Below are 15,003 nucleotides of genomic sequence, written 5' to 3' on the forward strand. Positions count from 1 at the left end.
ATGAAAGCATTTTTAAAATCGTTGAAGCATTACCAGCTACCGCTGCTTCCTCCACCGCCTGAGCTGCCGCCGCCGAAGCCACCCCAGCCGCCGCCTCCCCAGCTTCCACCACCGCCGCCCCAGTCGCTGCCGCTACTCCGACCGCCACCGCCAAGCAAGTTTCCTGCAAGAAGCCACCAGAAAGGATTTGCTCCCCCACGGCTACCAATAACGCGCCGGCCGCCACCGCCGCCGCCTTTGTTGCGAAAGACGATAATAAGTATAATAACTACAATGATGACGATAAAACCAACGCTGCCCCCGCCTTTACCTTCGGCCCGGTTAGTTGCTTTTGGTTCAGCTTTATACTCGCCTTTAGTCGCCTTGATTATGTCATCAGTTGCAGCATCCAGCCCACCATAAAAGTCACCTTCTTTAAAGCGGGGTTTCATATCGTTTTGGATGATCTCCTGCGTGGTAATATCCGGAAGGGCGCCCTCCAGCCCATAACCGGTTTGAATGGACATTTTGCGATCATCAGTAGCTACCAACACTAGCACGCCATTATTTTTATCTTTTTGGCCAATTCCCCATTTCCGCATCAAACCGATGCCGTAGTCGATTATTTCATAGTCGCCCAAAGTTTTGATCAGAACAATAGATATCTGATTGGATGTGGAGTCTTCAAAAGCCTTGAGTTTAGCATCCAGCTTTTGTTTATCGTCAGAGGAAAGCGTGCCTGTAAAGTCGGCTACCGGGCTGCTGGTTGGTTTCTCCGGATAGTCTTGCGAGAAGGCAGTAATAGTGCAAAGCACGAGGCTAATACACAATAGTATTTTTTTAAACATCAGGGTAAGTTTATTGGCCATCAATAAAGGCGATATCATCTGGTAACTCGTTGCTATCATCAATCAAGTGAGGGAAAAACGTTTTAAGCTGTTCACCTGCGAGAGCTACACCGGCAACAATTCCCTCAACAATGTTTCCGTACTTAAAATGTTCCAGCATTGCGTCTTTGGTGGTATCCCAAAAATTGGCAGGTACAACTTTGTTAATTCCTGCATCACCGATAATAGCAAATTTCCGGTCAACAGTGGCAACGTAAATTAATACACCATTTCTAAGCTTGGTTTTATGCATTTCTAACTGCGTGAAATACTTTGCCGCCCGGTCTAGCGTCTCCTCATTACAGGTTTTCTCTATGCAGACCCTGATCTCACCGGATGTATTCTTTTCAGCTTCAGCTACCGCTTTTTGTATCCGCAGCTGCTCTTCATCGGTAAATACCGCCATGTTAATTAGTGATTTGGTAAATGGTAGTTTATTAAAAATTTAGTGAATCAGTACAGCCAGAATAGGCCTCAATTACCAATTCACTAAATTATACTTCACTAATTAAAAGGACACTTTAGGTGCCTTCTCAGAACCGGGCTCTGCCTGGAAATATCCTTTTTCTTTAAAGCCAAACATCTTTGCAGTAATATTGGCTGGGAAAGAGCGGATTTTGCTGTTGTAAGCCTGTACAGCATCATTGAAATCTTTACGGGCTACAGAAATGCGATTTTCAGTACCTTCTAACTGTACCTGCAGGTTTCTAAATGCGTCGTTTGCCCTTAAAGTTGGATAGTTTTCGGTAACGCTTAGCAGTCGACCTAATGCGGCGCTTAACTGGCCTTGTGCTTCCTGATATTTCTGTATGCTTTCAGGAGTTAACTTGGTAGGGTCTACCTGTATAGAAGTAGCTTTAGCGCGTGCTTCGGTAACTTCTGTTAATGTGCTTTTCTCAAAATTGGCTTCGCCCTTAACTGTTGATACAAGATTAGGTATCAGGTCGCTGCGGCGCTGGTATTGAGTTTGTACCTGGCCCCATTTGCCTTTTACGTTTTCGTCTGCGCCAACCATGCTGTTATAACTGCATGAACTTAAAGACATGGCAGCAACCATAACTAATAGTATTGAGAATAGCTTTTTCATTTTTGTTGTTGAGTTTTGGTGATGTAATTTACGAATTAGATTACAAAAGCCATACCGATGTTACAAACCGTAACATTTACGCCATAATGGCAAGCTAATGTGCTTTTAAATGGGCGTAAACCGTATATGATATTATATTTGCCATAGTTATCTATTTTACTGATCTGATTACTGCCATTTAATGAAAAAAACATTAGCCGCCCTGCTGCTTTTACCGGCGCTTTATGCCTCCGCACAAAAAAACAATCGCGAAAGCTTAGTACAATACGTAAAACCTATTATAGGTACCCAGCGCATGGGCCATGTATATCCCGGTGCAACCGTTCCGTTCGGAATGGTACAGCTTAGCCCCGAAACAGATACTGCCAGCTATGAACTAAACGGGAAGTATAATCCCGATGTTTATAAATACTGCGCGGGGTACCAATATGACGATAAGACAATTGTAGGCTTTAGCCATACACACTTCAGTGGAACTGGCCACTCGGATTTAGGCGACTTTTTGATAATGCCTACTGTAGGAACCCTGAAGCTAAACCCTGGCACCGCTGATAAACCGGGCAGCGGGTATCGCTCCGGATTTTCGCACGCTAACGAAGTTAGTGCAGCAAACTACTACAAAGTAAAGCTGGATGAAAGCAATATTACTGCTGAGATGACCACCACTACCCGTGTTGGCTTTCACCAGTACACTTTCCCCAAGAGCGACCAATCACATATCATCCTCGATCTGATGGCGGGTATTTACAACTATCCGGATAAAACAGTTTGGACTTACGTAAAGGTATTGGACGATAGCACTCTTGTGGGCTACCGCCAAACAAATGGCTGGGCACGTACACGCACGTTGTATTTCGCAATGAAGTTTTCTAAGCCGTTTACCCAATACGGTTTTAAAAAGTACGACAAGCGCCAGGTATATGGTGGTTTCTGGGGTAAATTCAATCAAAGCAAGAATTTCCCTGAGATTGCCGGAAAGCAAATACGTGCTTATTTCGACTTTAAAACCAACGAAGGCGAAAAAGTAAAAATTAAAATGGCCTTGTCGCCTGTAAGTATGGATGGGGCAATGGCCAACATGCAGACCGAAGCACCAGGCTGGGATTTTGAAAAGGTGAAAAACGATGGTCAGGTGCTATGGGAAAAGGAGCTGGACAAGATAACTGTCACAGGCAGCACCGAGAAGAAGCAAGATTTTTATACAGCAATGTATCACACCATGATAAACCCTACCATTTACATGGATGTGGACGGACAGTATAAGGGTTTAGACCAGAACGTACACAAGGCAGATGGCTTCACTAACTACACTACTTTCTCCCTTTGGGACACTTACCGGGCTTTGCACCCGCTGTTCAACATAATTGAGCCGCAACGTAATGCAGACATGATCCGCTCTATGCTGGTACATTATGATCAGAGTCCTGAACATATGCTGCCGGTTTGGAGCAATTCGGCAAACGAGAACTGGTGTATGAGTGGCTATCACAGCGTATCTGTATTAGCCGACGCGATAGTTAAGGGCAACGCACCTTTTGACGCTGACAAGGCTTTAGATGCTGCGGTTGCAACTGCACGACACCGCAGCTACGAGGGTATAGGCGAGTATATTGACAGGGGATATATTCCTGATGAAAAAACAGGAGTATCGGTATCTAATACGCTGGAATATGCATACGATGACTGGGCAATTGCACAAATGGCAAAAAAGCTTGGTAAAACTGACATTTACAACGAATTCATCAAACGTAGTGAGAATTACAAGAATGTGTATGACCCTGCTGTCGGCTTTATGCGTCCTAAACTGGCCAACGGTACATTCCGTGCCAAGTTTGATCCGCTGAGCACTATTAACGAAGGCTTTATTGAAGGGAACTCCTGGAACTACACGCTGTTTGCTCCGCAGGATCCCGAAGGTTTAATAAAGCTGATGGGAGGCGATAAGCGCTTCGTACGCTACCTCGACTCGCTGTTTACTATGGAATTGCCTGATAAGTACTTTGCAGAGACAGAGGACATCACCCGCGATGGTATTATTGGTAATTATGTGCATGGCAACGAACCATCGCACCATGTAGCTTACTTGTATAACTGGACTGATAAGCCATGGAAAACACAGGAACGCATCCGTATGATCCTGAATCGCATGTATAAGCCAACTCCTGATGGATTAGGGGGTAATGATGATACCGGTCAAATGAGTGCATGGTATATCTTCAGCACGCTTGGGTTTTACCCGATAGCACCTGGTTCACCGGAATATGCTATAGGCAGTCCTGCTATCAACACCGCAAGCATTAATGTTGGCAATGGCAAACAGTTCAACATCACTGTTAAAAACCAAAGCGAGAAGAACGTTTACATACAGAAGATGACGCTCAACGGGAAGCCTCTAAATGGCTTGTCTATCACTCATAACCAAATCATGAGCGGCGGCGATTTGGTGTTTTACATGAGCAGTAAGCATAAATAAGGAGTAGAGTTCAGTACTTGAGGTTAGTTTGGGCTCGCTATATGCCCGTTTAAGCAAAGTCGGAGCTATTCGCAGAATGAAGTTTCTTAAACGGGCCTTGTTATTGCTGGTTAATTCCATGTGATAACGCCAACGCGCCTCAAAAAGAAAAATGAATGCACAATAAAAAAGGGAATGCTCATGGATAGAAAAGATGGCCAAACGTCGTCATCATGAATGTTGAGTACAATTGAAACAGATGCGAGTAATGGCAACACGTAATAACTCGCGAATGTATAATGTTTGTTTTCCCGCAAAATTGGTTTCGTGTTGATGAAAACCGTTGATGCCAGCAGGGTAAGTGATAGGTTCCAAAATATTGCAGCAATATCCATGATTATAAGTCCCTGCCCTCCTTCAAGACCTTGCGACTCAGCTGAAAAAACGATAGCAAGCGTGATTATAGTAAGCACTGAACTGATGAGCCAAGTTATCAGCAATTCCTTTGCAAGGCTTTTACCGGATACAGGATTCTCCATTCGGTAAATATAGCAGACAGTAGTGTTCCGCAGAACTTTATTATTTAAACCACTGTGAGGCGTTTGGGGGAGTTTGCCTTCACTTATTGATTTGTTGATCGGGCCTGACGGGCTTGTCGGCGGATCAATAAATCAGGTGATCTTCTTCGAGATGCTCTATTCGGTTTTAGGTCTGGATTCTGCTAATCCTTAAATTCTGAAATTCTGATTCCAGACAGATAATTAGCAAGCCAAACAGTGGCTTTCTCTTACAGCAAGACTGTTTAACTTATTTTTCAGGATGGTACGTGCGCGGTGCAGTGTGGTGCGTGATAATAATTCGCTCATACCAAGCTTGCTTCCAATCTCCTGGTGCGAGTAACCTTCAATAGCATACATGCTGAAAACAGAGCGGTAAGTAGTAGGAAGATCCTGTACCATGGCCATTAGTTCTTTCGCCTCAAGTCCATTACCATTGCTGCTTGTGCTTACTGGTATATTTTGCTCGGTGAAGTCATCAACCAAAACCATTGTTTTAGCCTTGCGGTAGCGTGAAATTGCACTGTGTACCATAATGCGGCGGATCCATCCTTCAAGGCTGCCCTCACCCCGGTAGTTGTGCATGTTCTTGAACATCTTAATAAAGCCTTCCTGTAGAATGTCTTGGGCTTCGTCTTTATCCTTTGCATAGCGCATGCATACGGCCAGCATTTTGGGTGCAAGTGTTTTATAAAGCAACTCCTGTTGTTTTCTGTCGTTCTTCAGGCATCCTTCCCAAAGGGCTGCCAATTTTGTGTCGGTGTTCGGTGTCATAGTGATATTGTATTGATTCAGGTTATGCCAAAAATCAGCCATTTATATAAATCGGTGATAATCAGTTTTTTAAAATTTAACTAAACTTTTAAGTGTTCGCTTCCGTACGGTAACCGTTCTTAATCGAACGACTTTATAAGTGTGTGATGTACACTAAGCAAAAACAACCCTACGCACTATATTTAAGATGTGATACATTATAGTTTAATAATTTATTGGAAGTTGCCGCAGGACAAACTTTAACACAGCTATAAAGGCGTTGTCGCCGTAATCAAAAACAGTATATTTGTACTATCCGGGATAAAAACCCGGCAATATTATGATTAAGGAAGTTGAGGTTGTTTGCCCGCCCGGGCAACAGGATGATCAAGATGTTTTAAAGGCACTTGTATCTGCCAGTATTAGTATCTCTCCAAAAAGAATTACCGGCGTAAAGGTTATCAAGCGATCGATAGATGCCCGAGGGCGTAAGGTGGTATACCGTATGCAGGTGCAGGCTTTTATAGATGAACCGATAGTTCCGGAGATTTTTAATCATCATTATAAGAACGTAAAAGATGCTGAGCAGGTAATAATTGTTGGTGCTGGCCCTGCTGGCCTTTTTGCTGCTTTGCAATGTATAGATAAAGGATTAAAGCCAATAGTACTGGAGCGGGGTAAGGATGTAAAACAGCGCCGACGAGATCTGGCCAATATAAACAAGCAAGGCTTGGTCAACCCGGACTCTAACTATTGCTTTGGAGAGGGTGGCGCGGGTACTTATTCGGATGGAAAACTATATACACGGAGCACTAAGCGTGGCGATGTTAATGGTGTGCTGAGGACTTTTGTAGCACATGGCGCTACAGAAGACATTTTGGTAGATGCCCGGCCGCATATTGGCACAAACAAACTTCCGCAGATTATTACAGCTATGCGCGAAAGTATTTTGGATGCAGGCGGCGAAGTGCTGTTTGATACCAAGGTGACATCGTTGGTTGTTCAGTTTGGCAAGATAACCGGTGTGCAGCTGGCAAATGGGGAAAAGTTGCTGGCAGATGCCGTAATACTAGCCACCGGGCACTCCGCTCATGATGTTTTTAGAATGCTGCACAGTCAGGGTATTTCAATAGAAGCAAAGCCCTTTGCGCTGGGTGTGCGAATAGAGCATCCGCAGGAAATAATAGACAGAGCCCAATATCATTGTGAATACCGCGGGCCTGATCTTCCTCCATCGTACTACAACCTGGTAGAACAGGTAGATGGCCGCGGGGTGTTTTCGTTTTGTATGTGCCCGGGCGGCATTATAGCGCCTTGCGCTACTGATGTAAACGAAATAGTAGTAAATGGCTGGAGCCCATCCAAACGCAATAACCCGTTTGCTAACTCGGGTACTGTGGTACAGATAAATATGGAAGATGTACCTGGCGATTTGAATGATCCATTTAGAATGTTAAACTTTCAGCAGCAGGCCGAACATCTGGCGTTTAAAGCTGGTGGTGGTAATTTGGTTGCGCCGGCTCAGCGTATGGTTGATTTTGTGGAAGGAAGGATATCAGCTGATCTGCCTGTAAATTCCTATTTGCCCGGATGCAAGAGTACTGATCTAATAGAAGTACTTCCCAACTGGATACATGCGCGCTTGCGTAAAGCCTTACCTGCATTTGGCAGAAAGATGAAGGGGTATTATACTAATGAAGCAATATTGGTAGGCGTAGAATCAAGGACTTCATCCCCGGTTAAGATACCTCGTGACAAAGAAACCCTTCAGCACCCGCAATTGGCAGGTTTGTATCCATGTGGCGAGGGTGCCGGTTATGCGGGCGGTATAATCTCGGCAGCTATAGATGGTGTGAATTGCGCTAATGCTGCTGCGGCATTTCTAAGTTAAATTTTCACTATAGATCGTTCAATTCCTATTACAGAGTATGTAAGATAAGGTGTAATTTGGACAAGAATAGATCAACCTTAAAGTGAAAGAACAATACTTATCTAACAGGCTTTTCAGAGCTGCCTTATTTTTATTTTCAATCTGCTGCTGCCTATTTACAAGTAATGCTTACAGCCAGGCTGAGGTAGAACCCTGGGGCAATATCAGGGGTATACGCCACAAGGGCCAGCTATATGGATTTGAGTCGAGCATTCGGGTAATCTCTGAAGATGGCAGGAATGTATATGCCACTGCAAAAGAACGCCAGCAGCCTAAATACAAACGGAGTGGTAAAAGCCAGATAGTGAGCACCCGCATAGACAGCTTGTACTTTACCGAGGCTGTAACAGATGTGAGTGGCGGTAAGGTTAAGGTTGTTGTGCAGGCGGATGCAAGAAAGGACATGACAGTTAAAGGTGTGTTCTTCTGCATATCACTCCCCAACGAAGAGTACCAGTATAGTCGGGTAGAGTTATCCGGTGTAAAGAATGATTCTCTCAAGGAGGCTGCTCCTGAATTTAGCAATACCTACCTGAATGTTCGCGCAAAAAGCATCCAATTCACAGCTTCTAAGCGGAAACTGAAGGTTTCTTTCGATCAGCCGGAAATGGTGATTGTTCGCAGGGAGCCAACCAGGGGTCTAGAATTGTACATTCCGGTAGCTTTGGCAGAAATTAAGAGTGGTGCGAAGCTAAGTAAAAGCTTTACTATTAAAACATGGGGAGAGATTGATGAACAGCCAATAAGTATGGCAATAAACGCATCGCAGCAGGGGCGGATATTCGAAGGTTTGGGCGGCAACTTCAGGCTGCAAAACCCGAAGACAGATCCGCAGGTAATTGACTATAGCTTAAAGAACCTGCGTGTTGCCTATGGCAGGGTAGAAATGCCCTGGCGCCTATGGCAGCCTGAAAAAGATATGGACCCAACTGCTGCAGCCAGAGAAGGTAAACTAAACCCAGCTGTGCTTAAAGCCATGCAAATGGGCAAACGACTAGATAGTGCAGGTATGCCGGTTATCCTGTCGGCCTGGTTTCCACCCCAATGGGCTGCTTTGGGTAAGCTGAACATGCGGCCAACCCCCGAAGGTATATGGGGTAACCAATTAGATCCTGCAAGTATGGACGCGATATACAAATCAATAACTGATTACATTTTATACGTTAAAGAAAAGTACGGTTTCGAGTATAAAATGTTCTCTTTTAATGAAAGCGATTTGGGCATAAACGTTCGTGCTACTCCTGAAGAGCACCGCGATTTTATAAAAGGGTTAGGTGCCTATATGGCGTCAAAAGGCCTGAAAACTAAAATGCTGCTTGGCGATAACTCGGACGCAACAACTTATAAATTCATCTATCCCGCGTTGAACGATCCAACGGCCAGACCATACATTGGGGCTGTGTCTTTTCACTCCTGGAGAGGGTGGGATACCGAGATCCTTCAGAAATGGGCTGATGCTGCCAATCAGCTTAATGTACCGTTGATAGTAGGTGAGGGAAGTATAGATGCAGCCGCGTGGAACTACCCGGATATTTTCCAGGAGCAAACTTATGCTCTGGAGGAAATAAACCTTTATACCCGCATACTAGCTATTTGCCAACCAATTACCATATTGCAATGGCAGCTTACTGCCGACTATTCGCCGCTTATAGGCGGAGGGATCTTTGGCAACAATGAGCCATTGCATCCCGGCCAAAGATTTTGGAACCTGAAACAATTAGCCAACACTCCAAAGAACGTTTACGCACTGCCTATAACAGTAAACGGAGCAGGTGTGTCCGCCGCAGTACTAGGTGATAATAGCAAAGGTGTATATGTATTACACCTGGTAAATAACGGCAGTACCCGCAAGGTTACACTCACCGGGTTGCCAGTCAATGTTAAAGAGCTGAGATATTATATTACAACTACAAGGTTGAATATGAAGGAAGAAAAAGCGGTAGAGATAAAGAACGGTATAGCCAAATTTAAGCTACCTGCGGTGAGCTATGTAACGCTTATAAGTAAGTAGCCGAAATCTTTAGTTAGCATTTCGCCAAATCCTCACAGCCAGACCAATAGAATGCACTATGGTATACATAAGTAAGATACGACATCAGCGCGCGTTGGAGTTTCTGGTACAAACAACCAGGATAGCCTGACTAAGCATAAACTTATGTTGAGCAAAGCTGTTCACTAACTATGACAACTGCAGAAAGGTTAAATGCGTCGCTGGAAAGTGTCCTTTATGGCGATCCATGGTATGGTCCGAAAACATATGATATTCTAAGTAGCATCGCACTAGAAATGGCCTACGAACTGCCGGAAGGCAGTGTGCATAGTATTGCAGGCATCATGTTGCATATGTTAAGTTGGACGCAGGAAGTAACAGCACGCATGAACGGTAAACTTGCGGGAGAACCATCCGGCGGCGACTGGCCAGATCCGGGAACACCTGATGAACATAAATGGCAGCAGTTGCTTTCGAGCTTTAAATTGGCAAATGTTACGTTGGCGGGAGAGATAATGAAATTTCCAGAAGATAAATGGAGTGCTCCTACTAATGATGAGCGCAACCCTGCACTCGGCACAGGTGTAACCTACAGCGAACTCATAGAAGGTTTGATACAGCACCACATTTATCACAGCGGCCAAATAGCTTTACTCAAAAGATTGCTAAGCTAACATCAAGCGAAACTTACACCAGCTCCTCGCATTTAAATCCAGCAATATGCAGGATGTGCTTAATGGTTTGTGGCTCAATGTTAGAGCTTACCACTCGCAACACTTTGTCGCAATCCTCCAGGTCAAAGTTATACTGGCGTATATCGGTCAAAGCAGTTAACAAAGGCTTTACCCGGCCTGCTTGCAGGGGCGTAGCCACGTTGGTTTTAAATATAAGCACATCCATAAGTTAATTTATTGTAGCTACTGTAACATAGTTAATTATCCGCTTTAGCTTCCTCTTTAGGCTCTTGCCAATCCCAACGGCGTTTGCCCCAGTTGCAACGGTCCCGCCACTGTTCTTTAAACTTGGTACGTTCTTCTGGCCCCATGTTCCGGAAGTGCTCTTCCATCATCCGCTTGCGCCGCATCCATGGTGCGCCGCCTCCGCGCGGCCCTCCAAAGCCAAAGAGAATTTTACTTAAAATAAAAATACCTGCAGCTTGCCAGTAACTAATAGTTCCTACGTGTAAAATGTCAGGTAAAAGTGCATTCCACAGCAGCATAACGGCGTAACTGGCGAGTGCTAAACAAGCAAGTATTCCGAACGGAATTAGGAATAATTTTTTTCTATTATGTGGTTTCATCTTAATAGGTAATTTCAATAATCATTTAATTCGTTATAAAGTTGCTTCAGCCTTTTACGTAGATGCAATACTGCATACCGCTTTCGAGACACAAGCGTATTGGTGTTTTCGCCGGTGAGTTCTGCTATCTCGTCGAAGGGAACGTCTTCAAGTTCATGCCATACAAATACCTGCCGCTGATTTTCAGGCAATTCATCAAGAGCTATAAAAAGCTGCTCCCAAAAAAGATTACTGATATACTCCGTCTCCGGAGTACGTGCTTCGGTCAGCAGTATCGCTTTCAGATCAGGTAGATCGTCGTCATCGTCCGTGCTGTTGCCCAACATATCATCCAGCAGGGTCTCTGTATGTTTCTTATGCTTGTCGAGGATCTTGTTGCGAGCTACGCGATACAACCAGGCGCCGGTTTGCTCAATAGGTTCCGCGTTGATCACATTGCTGAACTGATACCAAACATCCTGCAGAATGTCTTCGGCATCAGCATCGCTCTTTACTCGTTTGCGAATGAACCCCATCAGGCTCTTACCGTACGACGCTATGGTTTGTACGATATGGCTGTTCTTGTCTCGGGGCATTGCAACGCTGGTCACTTTTGTATAACTGTTTAAAGATAAGACGAGCGGCGCAAGAAAACATTTTAAAATATTTTCGATTGATGATAACTATTTACAGCTATACGGAAGAAGTAAAACCATTAGCTATCTTGGTCGTTATTTAGCTATGGCAACCAAAAAGACATTGATACTAGGTGCAACGCCCGATCCCAGCAGATATGCATACCTTGCTGCTAACCGGCTTACCGGGCACGGACACCCAATTGTAAACGTTGGTATTAAGACAGGCGCTGTTGCCGGTGTGCAAATTGAAAAGCCCGAAGCTATTCACAGCGATATAGATACAATCACCCTTTATGTTGGCCCGCAGAACCAGCCGCCATTATACGATTACATTCTGGCTACCAACCCGAAGCGGATCATATTTAACCCGGGTACCGAAAACTCCGAACTGAAGAAACTTGCTCAGGAACGCGGCATTGAAACGGATTACGCCTGTACGCTGGTACTGCTGAGCATAGGGCAGTATTAACTAAAATACCTTCACTACTTTCACGAAACGCTGCATATAATCATCGTTCATGGTGGTTTCTACCACGCCTTTGGCTTTGCCCGAGGTTGAGTGGATAAACGTAACAGGCGAGCCCTTTTCTGATACCACTATGCCCATATGGCCCACAACACGGTCACTCGGATCAGTACCGGTAAAGAGGATGAGGTCACCGGGGGAGGCCTGTTCTAAGGGTATCTCGTGCTCTACGTCGGTGAAATCTTTTGATGTGCGGGGTACCGCTATACCGAAATGGTTGAACACATATGTTATAAAGCCCGAACAATCAAACCCTTGCGTGGGGTCTGTAGAGGCGTATTTATAGGGAGTTCCGGTTAGCGTACGGGCATAGGCTACTAGGTCTGTAGCGGCTACGTTGGCTGTTTTTACATGGTTTTGATTAGGTGTGCCGTCTGTTGGGGGGAGGGTAGCCGTAGTGGGCTGTACCTTGCCGCTGCTGTCCTGGGCGGTTATGGTGTAGGTAGGTTCATCGGGGTTACCGCAACCCAGTAAAAGCATCATTATCAACATTAACGGACCGGCTAAACGCATACCTTTAATACACCCGAACGCAAAAATTGTGTTATCCGATAGGCAAGTACCCCTACTGTATCACTGTAACACTAGAAGGTGTTACACCTGATACACCTAAAAAGGATAATTTTTTCGTAAGTAGCTATTTAATAACATCTTACATATAATGCATGTTTAAACATGTTACACTTTTGGCAATCATGTTACAGTTTTGAGGCTATTTTGCCATGGTGATACAGTTTTGAGCGCGGGCTTTTAAGGTAAGCAAAAACCTTTAAAAACCACACTTTTTCAAGTCGACTGGCAAAATGCTAAAGATACTGTATAGGCCTGTCGGCGCATTTAGCTACCGTTTGCAACAGCTATTTGGAAATGATGGATATGTTGGCCGTTTGCAGATGAATTGCAGCGTAGCCCTTAAAACCTGTTACTGCTTTTTTAGTTTTATAAACTATGCAGAGCCCAAGCCAAGCGCCATCTAAAAACCCTATTAAACCGTACGAGACCATCATCGCAGTTGTTTACGTCGGGTGGGTAATTGGCGCCTATTTGCTTGGGCTGGTATTCCTAAACATGTACACCAGCGAAGGTTCGGCGGCGCTGGCCTGGTGGGTGTGCGGTATATTGTTTCCGGCGGCGGTGTACATAGCTTTGCGGGGTGTATATTCCAGTGGGAGCAAATGGTATGGTTTCTTCGGCTATTTCCTTGGCGCGTGCATGGCACTGTTTATGACAGGTTATTATACCTCTGTAAAAACAGAACTTTTGGTATCGGCACTACTGAAACCCACTACCGCTGAAACCCTAAAGATAAAAGATATAGAAAAGATAGTATACCGCAAAAGCGGGTGGGACCGTACCGACGTTACCTTTATATACCACGGCCAGCCGCTTACCCTGGAAGCCAGCCGCACCGCTTATTTCCTGCTGCAGCACAAAAAGCAGCTCGGGGTAAAAATAGGAAGATCATACAGTGGCAATTACTTTGTAACCGATATAGACCTGCCGCAAAGCGAACGCTGGACGGCCCGCTGGCTTTACCTTAAAGACTGGGGCTGGCGCTACCTGTGGGTGCCCATAGTAATTGTTGCTTTAATAGGGTTAATATCTATCCGTGTTAAGTTTTTCCCCAACGTAAAGCCCATAAAATGGAGCTGGCAGAAAACGCTTTTGGTGATCATGGGCAGTATAGTAGGCGTAGTAATGCTGTTGTATGTTGGGCTGGTGATTTATGTGAAGTTTATATATAAAGCCTAAATACAATATAAGCATTATAACACGGTAAAATGACTTAGTATCAGTAACGTCCTGTGACGAACAGGCTGTATTTACAGACCTTGCAAATTTTGATAATATAAGTAACTTAGATTTTAAACAAGTCGAAATGCCTATAAAAATCTATACTATTGATGATGACAATGTAATTGGTAGCAAATTTATTACTGGAAAAACTAATTACGCATTTGCAGTAGAACATCTATATGAGTTAATCAATAAATTAACCATTCAAAGAAATCTTCAAAATCCTACGTTCTATAAAAGGTTGAGACGAGATTTACTAAGAGAATGTATAATTCCGCCTATAACATTAGCGTTCATATTGGACAAAGATGAGCTTCCAATAGAAGTAGAAGAAGCAACCGAATATATCAATCTGAACATCAAAAAGGCATTTATATTAGATGGAATTCAACGTCTAAATGCATTGCACCAAGCCTATACTGAACCAGAATTAGACGTTGCTTTAAATTTAACACGTCCATTATTTGTTAATGTTTTGATTTGTAAGTCGATGGATAATCTGCTTTATAGAATGATAACGTTAAACAATGGGCAAAAGCCAATGACAGCTAACCATCAAATAGAAATATTACTCGGAAATATCTACGATTTTGATGATTTAGATATTGTGATTCAAACAGAAAAATCTAAGGGGGCTGGCAAGGTCAAACATTCTTTTGAAAAGTCAAATATTATAAAGTCATATTTGGCCTTTTTGAGTAATAGTACAGCTATCGATAATAATAAAATTATTGAAAGTAAGCTAGATGAACTAATAGCAAGGAAGATTATTGATTCTAACATAACTGAAGATGGATTAGAGTACAGTGATATTATTAAGTTAATAAACAACTTTTCTGAAGATAGCTATCTGAAAAAGTGGTTTGATAATGTGAATAACATAATTGGATTTTCGGTGGGTATTCGAAAGTCATTTAAGGTAGTTCAGCTTTTGAACACTCAGCAGTTTAAAAAAAGCATAAATGTGTTTGAAGAAACGTTTTCGGCTTTAAAGCTCTCTACAATCAAGCTGAGTAGAGAACGTAGAAATTTATCGAATTACTTTATATCAAACTATGACACCGTAGCAGACATTGACGAAATAGATTTACTTGGAAAGTTCAATGATGAGGCCTTAAACTAGATTTT

At 43.7% G+C, this 15,003-nt stretch carries 16 protein-coding genes; 7 read left to right on the top strand and 9 right to left on the bottom strand.

The features are described 5' to 3' along the window. Window positions 1–29: 29 nt before the first annotated feature. The 3 genes from DYU05_RS12565 to DYU05_RS12575 all read right to left on the bottom strand — a co-directional run bounded on the left by DYU05_RS12565 (window position 30) and on the right by DYU05_RS12575 (window position 1,953). Entirely contained in the window at window positions 30–827 is a 798-nt protein-coding gene (locus DYU05_RS12565; protein WP_117383997.1) for a TPM domain-containing protein, read from the bottom strand. Between the two features lie 10 nt (window positions 828–837). Next, window positions 838–1,272 (bottom strand): TPM domain-containing protein, encoded by a 435-nt coding sequence (locus tag DYU05_RS12570; protein ID WP_117383458.1) that lies wholly within the window; start codon window positions 1,270–1,272, stop codon window positions 838–840. A gap of 102 nt (window positions 1,273–1,374) precedes the next feature. Further along, window positions 1,375–1,953, bottom strand: coding sequence for a LemA family protein (locus tag DYU05_RS12575; protein WP_117383459.1), 579 nt, complete (start codon window positions 1,951–1,953; stop codon window positions 1,375–1,377). Between the two features lie 181 nt (window positions 1,954–2,134). Here DYU05_RS12575 and DYU05_RS12580 point away from each other — a divergent pair, with 181 nt between their 5' ends. Then, window positions 2,135–4,426, top strand: a complete 2,292-nt coding sequence (locus tag DYU05_RS12580) for a GH92 family glycosyl hydrolase (protein ID WP_117383460.1) — start codon at window positions 2,135–2,137, stop codon at window positions 4,424–4,426. A 110-nt stretch (window positions 4,427–4,536) separates the two neighbouring features. On the opposite strand, the gene DYU05_RS12585 is transcribed toward DYU05_RS12580, so the two are convergent. Both DYU05_RS12585 and DYU05_RS12590 read right to left on the bottom strand, forming a co-directional pair. Beyond that, window positions 4,537–4,944, bottom strand: coding sequence for a hypothetical protein (locus DYU05_RS12585; protein WP_117383461.1), 408 nt, complete (start codon window positions 4,942–4,944; stop codon window positions 4,537–4,539). A gap of 222 nt (window positions 4,945–5,166) precedes the next feature. Then, entirely contained in the window at window positions 5,167–5,736 is a 570-nt protein-coding gene (locus tag DYU05_RS12590) for an RNA polymerase sigma factor (protein WP_117383998.1), read from the bottom strand. Between the two features lie 319 nt (window positions 5,737–6,055). On the opposite strand from DYU05_RS12590, the gene DYU05_RS12595 reads away from it, so the two are divergent. The 3 genes from DYU05_RS12595 (at window position 6,056) to DYU05_RS12605 (ending at window position 10,309) form a co-directional block, all read left to right on the top strand. After that, window positions 6,056–7,606 carry an NAD(P)/FAD-dependent oxidoreductase gene (locus tag DYU05_RS12595; RefSeq protein ID WP_117383462.1) on the top strand — a complete coding sequence of 517 codons (1,551 nt, stop codon included), beginning with the start codon at window positions 6,056–6,058 and terminating at the stop codon, window positions 7,604–7,606. An 82-nt stretch (window positions 7,607–7,688) separates the two neighbouring features. Continuing rightward, window positions 7,689–9,656: a glycoside hydrolase gene (locus DYU05_RS12600; protein ID WP_117383463.1), complete on the top strand. Its 1,968-nt coding sequence runs from the start codon at window positions 7,689–7,691 to the stop codon at window positions 9,654–9,656. 170 nt (window positions 9,657–9,826) lie between these two features. Beyond that, complete coding sequence (locus DYU05_RS12605; protein WP_117383464.1) at window positions 9,827–10,309, top strand: DinB family protein; 483 nt, start codon at window positions 9,827–9,829, stop codon at window positions 10,307–10,309. A 13-nt stretch (window positions 10,310–10,322) separates the two neighbouring features. Here DYU05_RS12605 and DYU05_RS12610 read toward each other — a convergent pair whose 3' ends face one another. Genes DYU05_RS12610 through DYU05_RS12620 form a run of 3 tightly spaced genes read right to left on the bottom strand, consistent with a single transcriptional unit; the run spans window position 10,323 to window position 11,525 of the window. Continuing rightward, entirely contained in the window at window positions 10,323–10,535 is a 213-nt protein-coding gene (locus DYU05_RS12610; RefSeq protein ID WP_117383465.1) for a hypothetical protein, read from the bottom strand. Between the two features lie 31 nt (window positions 10,536–10,566). Continuing rightward, window positions 10,567–10,935, bottom strand: coding sequence for a hypothetical protein (locus DYU05_RS12615; protein WP_117383466.1), 369 nt, complete (start codon window positions 10,933–10,935; stop codon window positions 10,567–10,569). Between the two features lie 14 nt (window positions 10,936–10,949). Next, entirely contained in the window at window positions 10,950–11,525 is a 576-nt protein-coding gene (locus tag DYU05_RS12620; RefSeq protein WP_235854012.1) for an RNA polymerase sigma factor, read from the bottom strand. Window positions 11,526–11,655: 130 nt separating this feature from the next. Between DYU05_RS12620 and DYU05_RS12625 the strand changes: the two genes are divergently transcribed. Beyond that, on the top strand, window positions 11,656–12,021 hold the full coding sequence (locus DYU05_RS12625) for a CoA-binding protein (protein WP_117383468.1): 366 nt from the start codon (window positions 11,656–11,658) through the stop codon (window positions 12,019–12,021). Here the strand turns inward: DYU05_RS12625 and DYU05_RS12630 are convergent, their stop codons facing one another. Next, window positions 12,022–12,561, bottom strand: coding sequence for a C40 family peptidase (locus tag DYU05_RS12630; RefSeq protein ID WP_165852068.1), 540 nt, complete (start codon window positions 12,559–12,561; stop codon window positions 12,022–12,024). A 465-nt stretch (window positions 12,562–13,026) separates the two neighbouring features. Here DYU05_RS12630 and DYU05_RS12635 point away from each other — a divergent pair, with 465 nt between their 5' ends. Then, a complete protein-coding gene (locus DYU05_RS12635; protein ID WP_117383470.1) occupies window positions 13,027–13,830 on the top strand; it encodes a hypothetical protein in 804 nt (267 codons plus the stop codon). Between the two features lie 127 nt (window positions 13,831–13,957). Further along, window positions 13,958–14,998 (top strand): hypothetical protein, encoded by a 1,041-nt coding sequence (locus tag DYU05_RS12640; protein ID WP_117383471.1) that lies wholly within the window; start codon window positions 13,958–13,960, stop codon window positions 14,996–14,998. Window positions 14,999–15,003: the final 5 nt, after the last annotated feature.

The organism is Mucilaginibacter terrenus, assembly GCF_003432065.1.
In the GTDB taxonomy this organism is placed as follows: Bacteria; Bacteroidota; Bacteroidia; order Sphingobacteriales; family Sphingobacteriaceae; genus Mucilaginibacter; species Mucilaginibacter terrenus.

Coding starts and splice junctions, on each gene's coding strand:
- DYU05_RS12575 (WP_117383459.1), bottom strand. CDS start 1,953: ATGAAAAAGCTATTCTCAATACTATTAGTTATGGTTGCTGCCATGTCT.
- DYU05_RS12590 (WP_117383998.1), bottom strand. CDS start 5,736: ATGACACCGAACACCGACACAAAATTGGCAGCCCTTTGGGAAGGATGC.
- DYU05_RS12570 (WP_117383458.1), bottom strand. CDS start 1,272: ATGGCGGTATTTACCGATGAAGAGCAGCTGCGGATACAAAAAGCGGTA.
- DYU05_RS12605 (WP_117383464.1), top strand. CDS start 9,827: ATGACAACTGCAGAAAGGTTAAATGCGTCGCTGGAAAGTGTCCTTTAT.
- DYU05_RS12635 (WP_117383470.1), top strand. CDS start 13,027: ATGCAGAGCCCAAGCCAAGCGCCATCTAAAAACCCTATTAAACCGTAC.
- DYU05_RS12615 (WP_117383466.1), bottom strand. CDS start 10,935: ATGAAACCACATAATAGAAAAAAATTATTCCTAATTCCGTTCGGAATA.
- DYU05_RS12595 (WP_117383462.1), top strand. CDS start 6,056: ATGATTAAGGAAGTTGAGGTTGTTTGCCCGCCCGGGCAACAGGATGAT.
- DYU05_RS12625 (WP_117383468.1), top strand. CDS start 11,656: ATGGCAACCAAAAAGACATTGATACTAGGTGCAACGCCCGATCCCAGC.
- DYU05_RS12565 (WP_117383997.1), bottom strand. CDS start 827: ATGTTTAAAAAAATACTATTGTGTATTAGCCTCGTGCTTTGCACTATT.
- DYU05_RS12585 (WP_117383461.1), bottom strand. CDS start 4,944: ATGGAGAATCCTGTATCCGGTAAAAGCCTTGCAAAGGAATTGCTGATA.
- DYU05_RS12580 (WP_117383460.1), top strand. CDS start 2,135: ATGAAAAAAACATTAGCCGCCCTGCTGCTTTTACCGGCGCTTTATGCC.
- DYU05_RS12640 (WP_117383471.1), top strand. CDS start 13,958: ATGCCTATAAAAATCTATACTATTGATGATGACAATGTAATTGGTAGC.
- DYU05_RS12610 (WP_117383465.1), bottom strand. CDS start 10,535: ATGGATGTGCTTATATTTAAAACCAACGTGGCTACGCCCCTGCAAGCA.
- DYU05_RS12630 (WP_165852068.1), bottom strand. CDS start 12,561: ATGATGCTTTTACTGGGTTGCGGTAACCCCGATGAACCTACCTACACC.